Origin of the sequence: Asanoa iriomotensis (assembly GCF_016862515.1) — a bacterium.
Classification (GTDB): Bacteria; Actinomycetota; Actinomycetes; order Mycobacteriales; family Micromonosporaceae; genus Asanoa; species Asanoa iriomotensis.
Genome location: NZ_BONC01000013.1, coordinates 105,381 through 122,473 on the forward strand (window position 1 = coordinate 105,381; position 17,093 = coordinate 122,473).

16 protein-coding genes and 1 pseudogene are annotated in these 17,093 nt (G+C 70.4%); 5 read left to right on the forward strand and 12 right to left on the reverse strand.

The annotated features are described in order from the left end of the window. Positions 1 to 23 precede the first annotated feature (23 nt). The 4 genes and pseudogenes from Air01nite_RS41890 to moaA form a co-directional block, all read right to left on the reverse strand. Positions 24 to 1,340 (reverse strand): annotated as a pseudogene (locus Air01nite_RS41890) (endonuclease Q family protein); the annotation flags it as partial. A 69-nt stretch (positions 1,341 to 1,409) separates the two neighbouring features. Continuing rightward, positions 1,410 to 2,636, reverse strand: a complete 1,227-nt coding sequence (locus tag Air01nite_RS11975; RefSeq protein WP_203702077.1) for a metallophosphoesterase — start codon at positions 2,634 to 2,636, stop codon at positions 1,410 to 1,412. Continuing rightward, positions 2,637 to 2,912 carry a MoaD/ThiS family protein gene (locus Air01nite_RS11980; RefSeq protein WP_203702078.1) on the reverse strand — a complete coding sequence of 92 codons (276 nt, stop codon included), beginning with the start codon at positions 2,910 to 2,912 and terminating at the stop codon, positions 2,637 to 2,639. A gap of 43 nt (positions 2,913 to 2,955) precedes the next feature. Next, positions 2,956 to 3,987: a GTP 3',8-cyclase MoaA gene (gene moaA / locus Air01nite_RS11985; protein ID WP_203702119.1), complete on the reverse strand. Its 1,032-nt coding sequence runs from the start codon at positions 3,985 to 3,987 to the stop codon at positions 2,956 to 2,958. Positions 3,988 to 4,037: 50 nt separating this feature from the next. On the opposite strand from moaA, the gene Air01nite_RS11990 reads away from it, so the two are divergent. After that, positions 4,038 to 4,352, forward strand: a complete 315-nt coding sequence (locus Air01nite_RS11990; protein WP_203702079.1) for a hypothetical protein — start codon at positions 4,038 to 4,040, stop codon at positions 4,350 to 4,352. Between the two features lie 293 nt (positions 4,353 to 4,645). On the opposite strand, the gene Air01nite_RS11995 is transcribed toward Air01nite_RS11990, so the two are convergent. Further along, positions 4,646 to 5,536, reverse strand: a complete 891-nt coding sequence (locus Air01nite_RS11995; RefSeq protein ID WP_203702080.1) for a fructosamine kinase family protein — start codon at positions 5,534 to 5,536, stop codon at positions 4,646 to 4,648. Positions 5,537 to 5,606: 70 nt separating this feature from the next. Here Air01nite_RS11995 and Air01nite_RS12000 point away from each other — a divergent pair, with 70 nt between their 5' ends. Together Air01nite_RS12000 and Air01nite_RS12005 are read left to right on the forward strand one after the other, a co-directional pair. After that, on the forward strand, positions 5,607 to 6,113 hold the full coding sequence (locus Air01nite_RS12000) for a GNAT family N-acetyltransferase (RefSeq protein ID WP_203702081.1): 507 nt from the start codon (positions 5,607 to 5,609) through the stop codon (positions 6,111 to 6,113). Positions 6,114 to 6,247: 134 nt separating this feature from the next. Next, positions 6,248 to 7,393, forward strand: coding sequence for a DUF4192 domain-containing protein (locus tag Air01nite_RS12005; protein WP_203702082.1), 1,146 nt, complete (start codon positions 6,248 to 6,250; stop codon positions 7,391 to 7,393). A 90-nt stretch (positions 7,394 to 7,483) separates the two neighbouring features. On the opposite strand, the gene fdhD is transcribed toward Air01nite_RS12005, so the two are convergent. From fdhD to mobA, 3 genes are all read right to left on the reverse strand, one after another. Then, positions 7,484 to 8,359, reverse strand: a complete 876-nt coding sequence (gene fdhD, locus Air01nite_RS12010; protein ID WP_203702120.1) for a formate dehydrogenase accessory sulfurtransferase FdhD — start codon at positions 8,357 to 8,359, stop codon at positions 7,484 to 7,486. Between the two features lie 641 nt (positions 8,360 to 9,000). Next, positions 9,001 to 9,270 (reverse strand): DUF6457 domain-containing protein, encoded by a 270-nt coding sequence (locus Air01nite_RS12015; RefSeq protein WP_203702083.1) that lies wholly within the window; start codon positions 9,268 to 9,270, stop codon positions 9,001 to 9,003. Next, complete coding sequence (gene mobA / locus Air01nite_RS12020) at positions 9,243 to 9,839, reverse strand: molybdenum cofactor guanylyltransferase (protein WP_203702084.1); 597 nt, start codon at positions 9,837 to 9,839, stop codon at positions 9,243 to 9,245. Before mobA ends, Air01nite_RS12015 begins: the two co-directional genes overlap by 28 nt. A 324-nt stretch (positions 9,840 to 10,163) precedes the next feature. Between mobA and Air01nite_RS12025 the strand changes: the two genes are divergently transcribed. Continuing rightward, positions 10,164 to 11,258 (forward strand): T3SS (YopN, CesT) and YbjN peptide-binding chaperone 1, encoded by a 1,095-nt coding sequence (locus Air01nite_RS12025; RefSeq protein ID WP_203702085.1) that lies wholly within the window; start codon positions 10,164 to 10,166, stop codon positions 11,256 to 11,258. A gap of 389 nt (positions 11,259 to 11,647) precedes the next feature. Here Air01nite_RS12025 and Air01nite_RS12030 read toward each other — a convergent pair whose 3' ends face one another. Together Air01nite_RS12030 and Air01nite_RS12035 are read right to left on the reverse strand one after the other, a co-directional pair. Continuing rightward, positions 11,648 to 13,522 carry a beta-propeller domain-containing protein gene (locus tag Air01nite_RS12030; RefSeq protein WP_203702086.1) on the reverse strand — a complete coding sequence of 625 codons (1,875 nt, stop codon included), beginning with the start codon at positions 13,520 to 13,522 and terminating at the stop codon, positions 11,648 to 11,650. Positions 13,523 to 13,565: 43 nt separating this feature from the next. After that, positions 13,566 to 14,024: an Lrp/AsnC family transcriptional regulator gene (locus Air01nite_RS12035; protein ID WP_203702087.1), complete on the reverse strand. Its 459-nt coding sequence runs from the start codon at positions 14,022 to 14,024 to the stop codon at positions 13,566 to 13,568. A 58-nt stretch (positions 14,025 to 14,082) separates the two neighbouring features. On the opposite strand from Air01nite_RS12035, the gene ddaH reads away from it, so the two are divergent. Next, entirely contained in the window at positions 14,083 to 14,916 is an 834-nt protein-coding gene (gene ddaH, locus Air01nite_RS12040) for a dimethylargininase (protein WP_203702088.1), read from the forward strand. A gap of 19 nt (positions 14,917 to 14,935) precedes the next feature. Here the strand turns inward: ddaH and Air01nite_RS12045 are convergent, their stop codons facing one another. Together Air01nite_RS12045 and Air01nite_RS12050 are read right to left on the reverse strand one after the other, a co-directional pair. After that, positions 14,936 to 16,138 carry an ABC transporter substrate-binding protein gene (locus Air01nite_RS12045; RefSeq protein ID WP_203702089.1) on the reverse strand — a complete coding sequence of 401 codons (1,203 nt, stop codon included), beginning with the start codon at positions 16,136 to 16,138 and terminating at the stop codon, positions 14,936 to 14,938. Between the two features lie 88 nt (positions 16,139 to 16,226). Beyond that, the gene (locus Air01nite_RS12050) at positions 16,227 to 17,039 is read right to left on the reverse strand and encodes an alpha/beta hydrolase family protein (protein ID WP_203702090.1); all 813 of its coding nucleotides are present in this window, start codon (positions 17,037 to 17,039) and stop codon (positions 16,227 to 16,229) included. Positions 17,040 to 17,093: the final 54 nt, after the last annotated feature.

The window sequence follows — 17,093 nt, forward strand, 5'->3', positions numbered from 1 at the left end:
GTGGCTTTCTTCTTCGTCTGCTTCGGCACGTCGAAGAGGGTGTCGGCCTGTGGGGTGCTGCTGGGCAGCTCGTCCTTGTCGAAGACGCGGATGATGCCGTAGGCGCCGTCGTAGCCGGGTGTGCGGTGGACCTCGCCGCGGCGGAGGCGGCGGATGGCCTCTTCGAGGTGGTCGCCGCCCGTCTTCTTGATGTCGTCGAGCGGGGTGTCGCGGAGGACGGTCAGCTCGGGGCCCAGGTTGGCGACGAGGGTGTTGAGCTTGCCTTCCACGGTTTTGGATCTCGGACCGACGCCGTTTATCTCGCCGAGGATCTCGGCTAGGGCGAGGAGGTGCTGGGTCGGCTTCCGATTTTTGCGGATTTCTCCGTCATGTCGGTCGGCGAGGTCTTCGACTCGACTGAGGACGCCGATGGTCAAGGGTTTGTGGCATTGCGGGCACAGGCCGCCGGCCTGGCGGGTCTGCGCCGGTTCCCAGTTGACGCCGCAGAGGCGGTGGCCGTCGGCGTGGTACTTGCCCTCCTCGGGGAAGAACTCCAGCGTGCCGGCCAGGCCGTCGCCGGTTCTGAGGGCTTCGCGCACGGCGAAGTAGTCGAGGTCCGTGTCCAGGACGGTCGCTTCGCGGGCGAGGGCCGGCGGCGAGTGGGCGTCCGAGTTGGAGACCAGTTGGTAGCGGTCGAGGCTGGATACGCGCCAGTTCATCGCGGGGTCGGAGGACAGGCCGGTCTCGACGGCGAAGATGTGGTCGGCCAGGTCGGCGTAGCAGTCGGCGATCGCGTCGAAGCCGGACTTGCTGCCGAGGGCGGAGAACCAGGGGGTCCAGATGTGGGCCGGGACGAGGTAGCCGTCCGGGCTCGCCTCCAGCGTGATCTCGAGGAGGTCGCGGGAGTCGAGGCCGAGGATCGGGCGCCCGTCGGAGGCGAGGTTGCCGACGCGGCCGAGCGCGGCGTTGAACCGGGCCACGGCCTCGAGGTCGGGCAGGTAGATCAGGTGGTGCACCTTGCGGGTGCGGTCGTCCCGCTTGTAGATCGTGGAGATCTCGACGGAGAGGGTGAACCGGATCTGTTCCTCGGTCGCTGCCAGCCTCGGCGGGAGCTGTTTCGTGGCGGCCTGCTCGGCGTCGCGGCTGAGTCGGAAGAGTCCGGGTTCGGCCGGTTGGAGGTTTTCCCTCAGGTGGTCGTACCAGGCCGGGTGGGTGAAGTCGCCGGTGCCGAGGAGGGTGACGCCCTTGCGGCGCGCCCAGAGTGCGAGGTTGGGGAGGGTTAGGTCGCGACTGCAGGCGCGTGAGTACTTGGAGTGGATGTGCAGATCCGCGACGAAGGGTGCGGCGGCGTACGGAGGCACGCCGCATAGTGCCACGCCCCGCCGCCGAACGGGGTGACCGTCCACCGTGGTGCGGCGTGTCGCACAGCGCTAACGGGTGCGAAGCTCCACAAGGGTGACTTGCGGCGGCGCGCCGACGCGTACCGGAGGGCCCCAGAATCCCGCGCCGTTGGTGACGTAGAGCTGGGTGTCGCCGAACTGGGCGTAACCGCGGATGACGGGCTGTTCGAGCCGCACCAGGTAGTTGAACGGGACCATCTGACCGCCGTGCGTGTGCCCGGAAAGCTGCAGGTCGACGCCGTGCTCGGCGGCTTCGTGCACCTGGACCGGCTGGTGGGCGAGCAGCACGACGGGGATGCTCCGATCGCGGTCGCGCAACGTGCCCGCGATGTCCGGCCCGCCGGTGCTGGAGCCTTCCCCGTCGACGTCGTTGACGCCGGCGAGGTCGATCGCTCCACCGGGCGCGGTGATGAGCTGGCGCTGGTTGCGCAGGGTGCGGATGCCCAGCCGTTCCACCTCGGCCAGCCACTCCTCGGCGCCGGAGTAGTACTCGTGGTTGCCGGTCACGAAGAACGCGCCGTGGCGCGACTGGATGTCCCGCAGCGGTGCGGCGGCGGCGCCGAGCTCCTCGACGGAGCCGTCGACCAGGTCACCGACGACGGCGACGAGGTCGGCCTGGGTCCGGTTGATGACGTCGACGACGCGCTGGGCGTGTGCGCGGCCGGCGAGGGGGCCGAGGTGGATGTCGGAGACGGTGGCGATGCGGAACCCGTCCATGCTGCGCGGCAGCTTGGCGAGGTTGATCTGGACGCGGTCGATTCGGGGTGCGCTCAGGGCGGTGCGGGTGCCGTACGCGGTGATGCCGGTAGCGGTGAGCCCGGCGAAGATGGCGGCACCGCGGGCGAGCAGCAGCCGGCGGTCGATGCCGTTGGGTTCGTCGCGCGGCGGTTCCGTGAGGGTGCTGGTGTTCTCGGTCTTGACCGCCGCCGCCTGCTCGGCCGCCTGAACTGTCGCGGTGGCGCGGTTGCGCAGCACGATGCGGGTGACCAGCATCGGGATCTCGAGCAGGGCCAGCACGACGAGCAGGTAGAACATCAGCGCGATCCACAGGTACCCGGGCCACGCCAGTGCGGTGACACCAAGGCGGGTGCCGATCAGCGTGGCCGGCACGAGCAGCCCGAGCACGAGCGTGGCTAGGGCGCCGACCCGGCGCCACTTCCCGGGTCGGGTCGTGTCCTTGACGAGCCGTTTCCAGAGATAGAAGTGGATCAGACCGATGACGGCGAACGCGAAGCCGACGAAGAGAACGATGCCCACTTACCCACCCGCGAAGGGCGGAAGGACGTCAACCTCGGCGCCGGCGGGCAACGGCCGGTGACCGTCCCGCCAGGCGACACCGTTGACCAGGAAGCTGGCGACCTTGAGCACGGTGGCGAGCCGCTCACCGTGTCGCCCTACCAGCTCGGCGACGAAGTCGTCCTGCGTCAGCCCGGCGACCACGCTGGTCTCCGAGACACCGGCAGCCGCCCGGGCCCCGGCGAAAAACCGCACGGTCACGACCCCGGACGCCGCCCCGCCAACGGCATTACCCATGCCGATCAGCCTATCCGGTGCCGCCCACGGTGGTTTCAGGTCGCTAGCCGCCGATGGCGGACATCGGGCGGGCCGGCTGGAGGAACGACGGGTCGTCGATGCCGTGGCCGGGTCGCTTGACCCACATCGCGGCCTGCCAGCGCTTGGCCAGCTCGTCGTCGGTAGCGCCGGCGCGCAGCGCGCCACGCAGGTCTGATTCGTCGGTCGCGAACAGACAGTTGCGGACCTGCCCGTCAGCGGTGAGCCGGGTGCGGTCGCAGTCACCGCAGAACGGCCGCGTCACGCTGCCGATCACCCCGACCCGCGCGGGCCCACCGTCACTGGCGGTGTAGCCGTCGACCACCCACGTCTCGGCCGGCGCCCCGCCACGCTCGACCGGGTCGGGCAACAGCGTGTAACTCGCCTTCAACGACTCGAGAATCTCGTCGGCCGTCACCATCGTCGCGCGATCCCAGCTGTGCTGCGCGTCGAGCGGCATCTGCTCGATGAACCGCAGCTCGTAGCCGTGCGCCAACGCGAACCGCACCAACTCCGGCGCCTCGTCGTCATTGATCCCACGCATCAGCACGGAGTTGATTTTCACGGGCACGAGCCCAGCGGCGGCCGCCGCCTTGAGCCCGGAAATCACCGCGGCATGCCGATCACGCCGGGTCAGCGTTTTGAACCGCGCCGGATCCAGCGTGTCCAACGAAACGTTGACCCGATCAAGCCCGGCACTCTTGAGGGCGCCCGCCAGCCGATCGAGCCCGATCCCGTTGGTGGTGACAGACATCTTCGGCCGGGGCCGCAGCTCCGCACAGGCCCCGACGATGTCGACAAGCCCGGGCCGAATCAACGGCTCGCCACCGGTGAACCGGACATCAGTCACACCGAGCCGCTCCACCGCGACCCGCACCAACCGCACAATCTCGGCGTCGCTCAACAACTCTTCCCGCGGCAGCCACGCCAGCCCCTCAGCGGGCATGCAGTAGCTGCAGCGGAGGTTGCACCGATCCGTAAGCGAGACCCGCAGATCGGTAGCTACCCGCCCGAAGCGGTCGGCCAGCACCCCTTCCGTGGCCCGGACCTCGGATATCGTCACCGTTCGACCGTATCGCGTAATCGTCGATCTCGTGGATTCCCGCAATGGCCAGCCCCACCACCCGCTCGGCCCACCCAACCCAGGCCCACGATCGAAAACGGTCGCTGCTGGCCGATCAGATACCCGCCCAATCCGACGGCGCCGCGGCCGCGATCACTCCGAACATGACCGCTGCGCCGCAGCGAGACGCGGATTTGATTACCGCACAACCCCCGCCCAACGCACTCGCGAAGGCCGGTGACCAGGCCCAACCGCGGAGACCGGCGGATCGGCTGCCGGGCGAGGACCTGCGGCTGGGCGATCTGCGAGGACGGGAGGCGTTCCTACCAGCCATGATCGCAGGTGCGGTGGACCTGTGAGACGAGTGTGCAGGCCCCTCCTGCGATCGCCTGCGGCTCGGCGCACGTGCGAGGACGCCGGCCCATGCCTAACTGCTCGGCCCCACCTTGTGACCGGGTGCCCGCGTGGCGCGGCCGGCCCGCGAAGGCCGCCGGCCGGGCTTCACCTGCGGTGGCCGGTGGCCGGGCTTCACGCGCGGTGGCCGGTGGCCGGGCTTCACCCGCGGTGGCCGGTGGCCGGGCCTCACCCGCGGTGGCCGGTGGCCGGCCTCATCGGCGAAGGCCGGCGCCTGGGCCGGCCGGCACGGGTTGGCCTAGGAGCGCAGCAACGTGTCGACCGCCTGGCGGACCGCGGAGCGATAGGCCGAACCGAACAGCGCGGTGTGCACCAGCAGCAGGTGCAGTTGATGCAACGGCACCCGTCGCTGCCAACCGTCGGCGAGTGGCCACTCCTCCTGGTAGGCGTCGAGGATCCGGGCCAGCTCGGGCGCCCCACCCCAGAGGGCGAGCTGCGCCAGGTCGGTCTCCCGGTGGCCACCGTGCGCCGCCGGGTCGATCAGCCAGGCGCGGCCGTCCGCGGCCCAGTAGAGGTTGCCCGGCCACAGGTCGCCGTGGATACGCGACGGCGGCTCGGCACCGCCGTACCCGTCGATCTGGTCGATCAGCCGCTCCGTCGCCGCCACGTCTTCCGCGGAGAGCGCCCCACCATCCGCTGAGAGCCGCAGATAGGGCAACAGCCGCGAAGCGGCGAACCACTGCGGCCAAGCCTGCGCCGAGAGCGTGTTGTCCTGGGGCAATGCGCCGATGTAGCCAGGCCAGCCCGCGCCGAACGCCGGCGCACCCACGCGATGCATGATCGCCAACTCGCGGCCGAAGCGCTCGGCGGCCGCCTTCGTCGGCGACCCCGCGTCGAGCCATTCCAGCGCCAGCATCTCGGGCAGCGCCACCAGCACCTCGGGCAGCGGCGGGCCACCCGGGGTCCGCAGCCAATCGATGCCTGCCGCCTCCGACGTGAAAAACCCTTCGGGCGTCGGCGCCGACGCCTGCTCGGGCCAGGTCTTGACGAACAGCGACGCGCCATCGTCGAGCGTCAACCGGGCGGCGGCGGAGATGCTGCCACCCGCCACCGGCGTCTCGCGGATGCGCTGGTGCTTGAGGAACGTCGGCAGTTGTTGCGGATGTGACCGGAGGTAGGCCAAGTCCATGACGCCCAAGTCTGGACCCCTGTCGTGCGTCGGGTTTCGCCGGGTCGCTTCGGAGAGTAAGCATGAGGACATGACGGATGTGGTGGTCCGCCCCTATCGTCCCGGAGACCACGCGGCAGCCCGGGCACTGTGGGTCGAGCTCGCGGAGCGACGGAGCGGTCTTTACGGGCGGTCGGCGGGCGCGGACCCTGGCGCCGGCTTCGAGGACTATCTGACCAGGCTCGACCTGTCGGGAATCTGGGTGGCCGACGACCCGAACGAGGGCGTCATCGGGCTCGTGGGGTTGCTCATGCAGGGCACCAGCGGCGAGGTGGAGCCCATCGTCGTCGCCGCGCGGCGCCGCGGGTCGGGCATAGGCGCGGCACTGCTGAAGCACGTGACGGGCGAGGCGAAGAAACGCTCTCTGGCGCGGCTCACCATCCGACCCGAGTCGCGCAACGTCGAAGCTATGAAGTCGCTTCATGCTGCTGGTTTCGACCTCCTCTCCGCTGTCGAGCTCAGCCTTGACCTGCACCCGGCGCCGTCCACCGTGGACGACATCGAGATCCAACTGCACGGGCTGCGCTTCCGGGGCTGAGTCTCCCGGGCGGAGGCATGCGCCGGGGGATCTTCGCCAGCGCCTGTGGATAACTTGTGCCACCACGAAGTTATCCACAGGTTGCCGTTCGTACCCTGGCGATCACCCACCGGCATCGACCACTCTTTCGCGCCATGACCGCTACCGAGGCGCCACCCATCACCGTGCGTTCCTGCGCCGACCTCATCGCGTCGGTGCCCTACCTGCTCGGGTTCCATCCGACCGAGAGCATCGTGGTCATCGCGATCGTGGGCGATCGCGTGCGTTTCGTGGCGCGCGGCGACCTACCGGCGGCGGTCCCGCCGAGCCAGATCGCCCGCCGCCTGGCGTCGCTGCTGTTCCGCGACCCGGTCGACGCGATCGCGATCATCGGGTACGGCCCGTCGACGGCGGTCACTCCGATCGCCGAGGCGGTGTGCGACGCGCTGCGCCCCACCGACGTCACGGTGGTCGACGTTCTCCGGGTGGACGAAGGTCGCTACTGGTCCTACGTGTGCGCCAACCCGAGCTGCTGCCCGCCGGAGGGCAAGCTGTTCGACCTGACGACGACGTGCGTGGGCGCCGCAGCCGTCTACGCGGGTCGCGTCGCGCTGCCCGACCGGGAATCCGTCGCCACGTCGATCGCCCCGGTCGCCGGAGCCGCGCGCGCGGCGATGACCGAGGCGACGGCCAGGGCCGACACGCGCCTGACAGCACTGGTCGACGCGGCCCGGGCCGCCGGCGAGATCGGTTCGACCCGGCTCCGGTCGATGGCGCCGCGAATGGTCGCCGCTGCCGTCCACGCGAACACCCGGGTGGCGAAGGCGTTGCGCGCCGCGGGCGACGAGGCCGTCGACGAGGCAGTGGCGCGCTATCGCGTCGGCCGCACGCTCTCCGACGACGAGGTGGCCTGGCTGAGCGTGCTGCTGGTCCACCTGCCGGCACGCGATCACGCATGGGAGCACACCACCGACGACGAGTGGCACGTCGACCTGTGGAGCGACGTCGTGCGCCGGGTCGACCCGCCGCTGGCCGCGGCACCGGCCAGCCTGCTCGCCTTCGCGGCGTGGCGGGCCGGATACGGAGCATTGGCGACCATCGCCGTCGAGCGGGCGTTGGCGGTCGACCCCGACTACGCCCTGGCCCGCATGATCGACGAGATCCTCGAGCAGTGCCTGCCACCCTCGATCATGGTCGACGCCGCGGAGCAGCCCCACCTGGCGCCGCCCCGACGTGACCAACGCCGGCGGCGACGCTGGATCGGTCCGCACGTCGGCCCCGGCCACGACCAGGCGAGCTGAGGGCGGTGCGGGATGCCGTTTCCCTGGGCCGCATGCGCGTGGATCGCGGTCACGCTGCTGCTGGCGGCGGCCGACATCGCCAGGCGACGGTCAGCCTGCCGCCGGCGTCACGGCTTGGTCCCGCTCGGGCTGGATGATCCGGTGGGCACCGCAGTAGACGTTCATCGTGGCGCCACGCAGGAAGCCGACCAGCGTCATCCCCGCCTCCTGGGCGAGATCGACGGCAAGCGAGCTCGGCGCCGACACGGCCGCGAGCACCGGAATGCCCGCCATCCAAGCTTTCTGGGTGAGCTCGAAACTGGCCCGCCCGGAGACGAGCAGCACGTGCTCGCTCAGCGGCAGCAGACGCTCGGCGACCGCCCGACCGATGACCTTGTCGACGGCGTTGTGCCGCCCGACGTCCTCGCGCACCAACACCGCCTCACCGTCGGCGGTGAACAGACCGGCGGCATGCAGCCCACCGGTACGGTCGAAGGTCCGCTGAGCTGCCCGGAGCCGATCGGGCAGACCGGCCAACGACGCCGCGGAAACCGTCAGCGAGCAGTCGCCAAGCTCCCAAGGCGAGCGGGTACGAATGGCGTCGATGCTCGCCTTCCCGCACACGCCGCAGGAACTGGTCGTGTAGAACGCCCGAGCGGGATCGGTATCGGGCGCGGGCACCCCATCGGCCAACACGACGTCGACCACGTTGTAGGTGTTGGGCGTGTCCGTCCCAGCACACAGCTGAGCGGTGACGACGTCGTCGGCGTCCCGGATGACCCCTTCGGTCAACAGAAACCCGATGGCGAGATCGATGTCATCACCGGGGGTACGCATAGTGACCGCGAGCGGCCGCCTCCCCTCGGCGCGGGTGCCCACCCGGATCTCGAGCGGCTCCTCACCGGAGAGGGAGTCCATCCGGCGCGCGGTGCTCCCGGTCGAGAGATCGATGCGAACAACCTCACGGCGATCGGTAACGCGTCCCACGCCCCCATCCTGCCCTCGCTCGCCACCGCTCGCGTAGGGATGCACGCCAAACGAGCTCCTTCGACCGCTCGCGGCCCACGCAGCGCGGCGCGTCTCGGCCTAGCACCACCCTCCGCGATGCGCCCCGAGCGCATCAACGGCCAAGCGGGCCGCTGGATCGCGACCGCCGTCCGCTGCGGCGAAAGGAGGGACCAATAACGGGTGGCTCTCGGTACCGCCGACGGCGCGGCCAGCGCCGCAAGATCCCGGCCGAGCACGTCGCGACGGGGCCGCGGTCACGAGGCGACGCGGTGGTCGTCCCGGCCAGGCACGTCGCGACGGGCACGGCAGGCGGCCGGAGTCCGGCGCGCCGTGCTCGTCGCGGCCAGGCACACTGTCACGGCGCGGTGGCCCCGCCGCGGTTGGGCGGCGGCGCGGTGGTCGTCCTGGTCGGGCACGTCGGGACGGAATAACGCCGGCTGCGACGTGGTGGCGCCGCGGTGGTCGGGCGGGGCAGGTCGTGGCGGCACGGCGGGCGGCTGCGGCACGGTGGTCGGTCGTCCGGCGGGGCAGGTCGCGACGGGCATGGCCGGCTGGTGACGGCACCGCGCGGTCGGCCCGGTCGGGGCAGATCGCGGCCGGAGTGGCGAGCACGCAGATGGTCAGCGGTCGTCGGTGTCGGGGTGGGGTTGCTGGGTCGCGAGGGCGGTCAGGGCCGCGGCGGCATCGCGAGGGTTCGCGCCGCGACCTACCGCAAGGCCGAGCAGGTATGCGGTGACCGGTGCCGCCGGGCGCACCGTGTTGTGGGCGACGTCTCTTGCCAGGTTGAGTACCAGCGACACCGGGGCGTCAGACGGCGCGATGTTCAGCTCGGCGCACGCGGCCTGCACCCACTCGTCGAGCTTTATCCCGCTCTTTTCGCTGTCAGCCATTCCCGCACCATACGGAGGTCTTCTTCCGTGTCACAGTCGAACCACGGCGGTGGGCCGTCCCCGGCCCATGACACCTCGACCACCCGCAGCGGCTCGATCAACGCACGCATCGAGGCGCCGTGCCCTGCCGACGCCAACGCGGTCAGACGGCGGCGCAGGCTGTCCGGCCGCCACACTCCGCAGAGCAGTTGGCGCCGGCCGTCAGCATCGACGAACAGAGCACCGTCCGCAGTGGACAGCGCGTGACCCAGACCGGTCACGGCGGCCGTCGTGAGCATCGGCAGGTCGCCGGCGACGAGAGCTACCACCTGGGGCTCTGGGCCCACCGCCGCCAAGCCGGCGGCAACCGCGGCGACCGGGCCGCCGCCGGGTGGGTCCTCGCGGGTGTAACGCACGCCGGGCGGCACGTCGGTGCGTCCGCCGACCACCACCGTGGGGTCGGCGGCGGCCACCGCGTCCAGGACCCGGTCGCGCAGCGACCGCCCGGCCACCACCAGCGACGGCTTGTCGGAGCCGCCCATCCGCCGGGCCGAGCCGCCCGCCAGCACGACGGCCGCAAAACCCGCCACGGCGATCCTCCTAGTCACCAACCTCCCATGACCCTACGGCGCCCTTCGCGGCAGGCGGGATGATCCGGGGCCACCGCAAACCGCGCAATCCTCGCGTTGGCTTCCGATGTTGAACATCGCTGGTCGAACGGAGGCGTACGCGAGAGAAAGCGAGCCCGCGACCAGCGGCTGATCATGGGTCTGGCCAGGGTCGGAAACCGCATCGTCCGGGCTCGGCAAGCAGACTGGGTGGAAGCGCGGTGTAATGCGGTTATCCGACTCACACCGGCCTATCCGTGTGGCCCGGTGCCCTGGGTAGGGTGTGGCTGACGGACGGAGGCGATCATGACGTCAGCGCAGCTAACGAGTACGGGGGACGACGGCTTTACCGACGCGATCCTGCTCGACGAGGCGAGCACGGCCGATTTGCGCGGCAAGGTCATCGAGGCTTGGCGTGACTTCGCGCGGGCGCTGTCGACGATGTTGGCCGAGTTGCCGGTCGGGTCGCGGGTGGAGTTGACGCTCGATCCGACGGCATCGGGCACCGGGGCCGCCGTTTACTCCGTCGAGCTGCAGATCGTCAGCGAGGACGCGGTGCGCGCGCTGGCGGTGGGCAACGCCTCGCTGCCGGAGGGGTACCGGCTCAACCGGGGCGCGGTCGCCGACCTCGTCGCGCTCGGCTGGTCGCCGCCGGGAGTGCTGCCCGATTCCGGTGAGCAGTTCGGGTTGCACGCGTCGATCAAGGACGCCTCCCGGATCGCCACGACCGTTTCGCGTACGTTGCGCGATGTCTACGGCGCGCCGCACCCCGCGTTCCTCGTCTACCTCGTGCACGACGCCGAGGACGAGCCGATCCCGGTCGAGCCGCTCGCGACCGCGCGGCCCGAGATCGCCGGCAACCTCGACCTCGACAGCGCGATAAAGACCGGCCAGGCGATCGCCGCCCGAGGTGACCAGGCGATCGCGGGTGATGACAGCATCGCCCTGGAAGAGCGCGTGCGGACCGTGGTCGCCGCGCTGATGAAATCCGAGCCGGAGCAACTCAAGGTCGACTCCGACGGCGACATCGGCATCCGCGCGGGTTCCGCGATGGTCTTCGTACGCGTCCGCGACAACCCGCCGCTGGTCGACGTCTTCTCGCCGGTGCTGACCGAGATCGAGCCGACGGAGCAGCTCTACGTCAAGCTCTCGGAGCTGACCAACCGCATGCCGATCGGCCGCCTCTACTGCACCAACGACACCGTCTGGGCGTCGATCCCGGTGTTCGGCCGCAACTTCCAGGCGACCCACCTGATGCTCGCGGTCCAGGTCATGACGGGCCTGGCCGACGAGCTGGACGACCGCCTACACGGCGAGTTCGGCGGCAAACGCTTCTTCGGCGAAGGCGACAAGCCCGCCCAGCGCGGTTCCCAGGAGCCCAAGACCGGCATGTACTTGTAGCGGTCGCCGCGAAGTCTTGGTTTCGCCGCATCCCGCCGGCCACCACCACGAAGACCGAAGGCAAACCCCGGGCCGACGCCGGTCGCTGAGGTCGGTGTGTGCGACGCCGCGACTGCGCCGCGCCAACAGATCCGCGCCGCTACGCCGATGTTTACGGCGGAGATTGGTCGCAGGAGGGCTGGGCCCCGTCTGCGGATATCGCGCAGCGGCACTTGCGTCAGCCACGGATGCCCACCCGAACGCGGATATCGCGCGGCAAGGTGCTCCGAAGCGGCCCACGCGGCAAAGAGTCACCCCATGGCTGCCGCCCAACGAGATGCCCAGCCACGCCTCCGCCGCGCTGCCCCGCCAGGCCCACGCCAGGCCCCGGGTGCGGAGTACGCAGAGTGCTAGGAGAACGGCACCCAGTTCTCTTCCCGCAGTGACTGCGGATCCGTTGCCCGCATGCCGGAATCGGACACCGTCCACAATGTCCCCGAGACCATCAGCGACCGACGGATCGTCCAGTCGAAGCCCACCGTCGGATGCCGCACCTGCCCGACCTCCGCCAACCCAGACCCCGACACCCGCAGCGCCAGCATCTCCTGGCTCGTCGGTGTGCTGACCGGGACCACGAGCAGGCCGGTCGGTGCCCAGTACAGGAACGCGTGCGGGTCGTTTTCCGCCTCTGAGTAGCCGTTGCGGATGTGGTGTTGCGCAACCCGGCGCGGATTGGACAGGTCAGACACGTCGAAGAGCGACACCTGTGTGCCCAGCACCCGCCCGCGGTCGTCCGCGTCCTGGCCCACGCCGATCAGGCGGCCGTCGTCCAGCGGGTGCAGGTACGCGGAATAGCCGTTGATCTTCAGCTCACCGCGCACCGCCGGCGATGACGGGTTGGACAGGTCCAGGGTGTAGAGCGGGTCCGTCTGCCGGAACGTCACCACATAGCCCACCGCGCCCGCGAAACGCACCGAATAGATCCGCTCGCCCTTGCCGAGGCCGCCGACCATACCCACGCGGGCCAGGTCGCCCGCGCGCAGCACGTAGACGGCCGAGACGTTGGAATCGTTCGTCACCGCCACCCGCAGGTGACCGTCGAACTCCGACATCGAGTACTGGTTGAGCAGGGCACCGGGCACCGATCCCGAGGCCACGTACCGCGGTTCGCCGGTGCCGGTGATGTCGAACCGGTAGATGATCGTGTCCGGTTCCGTGGGAGCGGGCTTGGCCGCCACCCGCCAACCGCGCCACCGCTGGTCGTTGGCCACGTAAAGGCTGGTCTCGTTGCCGTAGACCAGGTCGCCGTCGGCCACGATCGTGACCGGATCGCCCGCGTCGTAGGCGCCACCGACGTCGAAGCTGAGCACCGTGAGCAGCGACGTCCCCGAGAACGCGTCCGGCTTGCGCACCGCGCCGCAGTCGACCCGACCGCTCTCCGAAGCGCCGCCGTTGGTGGCCGACCAGCGTGGCAGCCAATCGTCGATTGTGGACCGATCTATGGTCCGCCGGTTGTCGCGCAGCCGTTGCGCGTCGGTCCCGTCGGCCCGGAACGGGAACTCGATCCGCGGCCGCGACCGCACCACGATCCGCGCCGTCGCGCCCACCTGGCGCGCGTCGACCAGCGATCCATCGATCGTGTACGAGCCGACGACAGCGGGCCGCGTGCCGGACAGGTCGACGGTGACCAGGCGGAGGGTGGTGTCGACGGGCGCCACGAGACTCAACCGCGCGTTCTGCTCGACGGTGGCCGACCCCGTCATGAGCACCATCGCTCGGTCGCCCGACAGCAGCAGGCTCGGGTTGCCGAAGTAGGAGGTGTCGCCGTCCAGCTTGACGCTGCCGGTGACCCGGCGAGAGGCGGGGTCGACCACGCGCAGCACTCCACCCACGACCGAGACGATCCGGCGCCCGTCGGTCTTGACCAGGTCGGGCTCGTCGGCGCCGGCCTCGTGGACGTTGGTGCCGGAGTAGTCGCCCTGGTCGGCCCCGCCTGGGGCCTTGGCGACGCCGTCGGCGAAGGCCTGCGGGACAGCACCACCGGTGGTCCGCACGGCGAAGCCGCCCTCGAAGCCCCACGGCGTCACCGACTCCTTCGCCGCCGCCTTCAACCCCGCCAGCACGTCGGCGCAGGAGTCGAACGCGACCAGCCGGAACGCGGGCGCCGGCAGTGCGGGCGCGGAAGGCGAAGAACCGGAAGCGGTGGGAGCAGGAGAAGCAGCCGTGCACCCGGACAACAGCAACAAAGCGACAACGGCGAGCGCGCCACCACGGGCCTTGGTCATGCCGGGTTTGACGCCGTCAGTCGCGCGGCCGTTCCACCCGGTCTCAGTTCGGCGTGGGCACCACGTTGGGCGCGTCCACCAGCCGGCTCAGCACGATCATGCTCCGCGTCGATGTCACGAACGGCTCCGCCCGCAGCCGCTCCAGGGCCTGCTCCAGGTGCGCGATGTCGGCGGCCCGCAGGTGCACGAGAGCGTCGGCCTCGCCCGACACCGTGTACGCGCCCACCACCTCCGGATGCCGCCGCGTCGCGACCGTGAGCTGGGCCGGCGTCGTGCGCCCCGTGCAGTAGAGCTCCACGAACGCCTCCGTCGTCCACCCCACCGCGGCCGGGTCGACCACCGCCGTGAACCCGCGGATCACGCCCGCGGCGCGCAGGCGATCGACGCGCCTCTTTACCGCCGGGGCGGAGAGCGAGACCCGTTCACCGATCTCCGAGTACGAGGCCCGAGCGTCGGCGACGAGCGACGCAATGATTCGCTGGTCTACGTCGTCGATCTGCAACGTTTCGCCTCTTCCAAGCAAGAGATTCGGCTGTCTTGACCACGAAGAGTACCTGATCATGGTGATCGTGAAGGACGAGCGGATGTCACGTAAGCGGACATATCTGATGTGCCCGCCGGAGCGGTTCACGGTGGCCTACGCGATCAACCCGTGGATGGACACCAGCGCGCCCGTCGACGTCGAGCTGGCCCTCAAACAGTGGCAACTCCTCCGGGAGACCCTTGCCCGGCTCGGGCACACCGTGCACGTGCTCCCGGCCGAGGACGGCCTCCCTGACATGGTCTACGCCGCCAACGGCGCGTTCACCGTCGACGGCACGGCGTTCGGCGCCCGCTTCCGCTACCCGCAGCGCGCCGCCGAGGCCGAAGCCCACCGTGCCTTCTATGCCGAGCAGGGCTGGGCCTACGTCGAGCCCACCGAGATCAACGAGGGCGAGGGCGACTTCGCCTACCTGCCCGACGCGTACGGCGGGATGATCCTCGCCGGGTACGGCTTCCGCACCGAGCCGACCGCGCACAGCCACGCCCAGGAGGCCCTCGGCCGCCCGGTGATCTCCCTGCAGCTCGTGGACCCACGCTTCTACCACCTCGACGTGGCCCTGGCCGCCCTCGACGACAAGCGGATCACCTACTACCCGGGCGCCTTCTCCGCCGGCTCCCAGCGGGTGCTGGCCCAGCTCTTCCCCGACGCGGTGGTCGCCGACGAGGCCGACGCCCTCGCCTTCGGCCTCAACTTGGTCAGCGACGGCCGCAACGTGGTCCTCAACTCCGAGGCTACGGCTCTCGCGGCCAAGCTGACCTCGGCCGGCTACACGCCCGTCCCGGTCGAGCTGGGCGAGCTCAAGAAGGGCGGCGGCAGCGTCAAGTGCTGCGTCGCCGAGCTACGCCGCTGAACCAGCCGAGGAAACCGCGTCAGCCCAGCGTCGCCAGCTCGTTGATCACCACGTTCGACAACACGGGCCCGTCCTGGCGCACCTGGCGGAGGTACCACTTCTGCTGCGGCGTCCGGGTCTGGTTGAACTGCCACTCACCGCGAGGGCTGGCGATCAGACCGATTTTGCCCATCGCCAGGTTCACGTCCTGCGGCGACGGGTTCACCCCGGCGAGCCGCACCGCCTTGTCGATCGCCTGCGCTGCGTCGTAGGACGCGACCGCGTAGGTGGTCGGCGTCGACTTGTAGGCCGCCCGGTATGCCGTGCCGAACTCGCGGTTGGCGGCGTTGTTGAGGTCCGGCGAGTAGTTCATCGCCGTGAACACGCCGTCCGCCTCGTTGTCCTTGAGCTCGCCGAGCACCGTGCCCTCGGTGAGGAAGCCGGGCGCGTAGACGTCGCCCGCGTAGCCGTCGGCGTGCAGCTGCCGCAGGAACTCGACCGCCGACTGTCCACTGTAGAAGCAGTAGATGGCGGCGGGGTTGTTCCGCCGCACCTGGTCGATCTTGGCGCGGAAGAACGTCCTGGTGGGCTCGGCCACGTACTCCGTCCACACCAGATTCGACACGAGGTTCGAGTTCACCTGCCGGTACGACTCGCGGAAGCCCCGCACCGCGTCCTGCCCGGCCTCGTTGTCCGGCGCGATGATGCCGATCCGGCCCTTGACGTTGCCGGCGACGTAGCTGCCGAGCGCCTTGCCCGCCTCGTCGTTCACATAGGACGTGCGCCAGATGTAGACCACGCTCTGCAGCGACGACGGCGAGGCGGCCGAGCCGATCAGCGGGATCCGTGCCTGCTCGACGGTGTCCCGGATGCCGAGCATCACGGCCGAGTTGGCGACCCCGGTCAGCGCCAGCACACCCTGCTTGAGCAACCCGTCCAGCGCCGCCTTGCCGGACTCGACGGTCTCGCCCTCGTCGGCGACGAGAAGCTGCACCTGGTGGCCGCCCAGGCGTTGGTCGTGCCGGTCGAGAAACAGGTTGAAGCCACGGGCGATCTCGTCGCCGATGTCCTTCGTGCCCGCCGTCTGCGGCGCGATCAGACCGATTTTGATCGGTTCGTCGCTGACCAGCTCGTTGGCCGCCGCGGCACCGTCGGTGGAGCCGTTGCCGCAAGCGGCCAGCAGGCCTGCGGCTCCCACGCCCGCGAACAACCGCAACGCCTGACGGCGATCCATCTGCGACACGGAAAACGACCCTCCCCGACCGGTGGGCTTGGTTGCCACACTCCCACGGGTTCCTACCGCCTCAACGACGCTGCGTCAATGAAAATGATCACCGCCGCAACGACCGCAACGCCTCCGTCACCTTTCCCCATGCGGCCGACCTCGGATCGATCAACTCGAAATGCCCCACTTCAGGCAGTTCCCACAGCGCGATTTCGTTGTCAACCGCGCCGGCCGCCGCCACGAACCGGCGGCTCAGCTCGATCGGCACCTGCACATCCTTCGTTCCATGAAGGATCACTGTGGGTAACCGTAGCGGTGTGGAAGGCAGAGGATCGGCCGCCGCGTAGGCCGCGGGCCGCTCGTCCGGGCCGCCACCCAGCAATGCGGAGACCGCGCCGTCGTCGAGATCCAGCCGGTGCGCCTCCACCAGGTCCGCGACGGGCGCCAGGGCCAACACCCCAGCGGGCGCGGCGGACGCCGGAGCGTGGGCCGCGTACCAGAGCGCCAGGTGTCCGCCGGCCGAATGCCCGACCAGCAGCGGCGGCCCGGCAAGAGGTGCCGGCCGGCCCAGCGACCGGGCGGCCGAAGCGACCAGCGCCGGCAGGGCACCGACTCCGGCCAGGACGTCGTCGAAGGTCGTGGGCCAGCCACCCGGGGCACCGGGTCCGGTGCGCCGGTACTCGAGCTGCGCGACCGCATACCCCGCGGCAACCAGCGCCGCGGCGAGATGACCGGTGTGCGCACGGTCGTACTCCGAACGCCAGAACCCCCCGTGGATCACCACGACGAGCGGCCCGGGTGCCGAGGGGAGTCGGACGTCGGCCACGTTGTCCTCGTGCGGCCCGTAGCGCACCACGGCATTCGGCGGCGGCGCCGGCAGGATCAGCACGTCGCGTGGGTCGGGCTCGCGCGATGACATGCGCGGAACGCTAGCGTGCCGGGTCCGGCGAGCACATGCGCCGGCCGTTGGGGA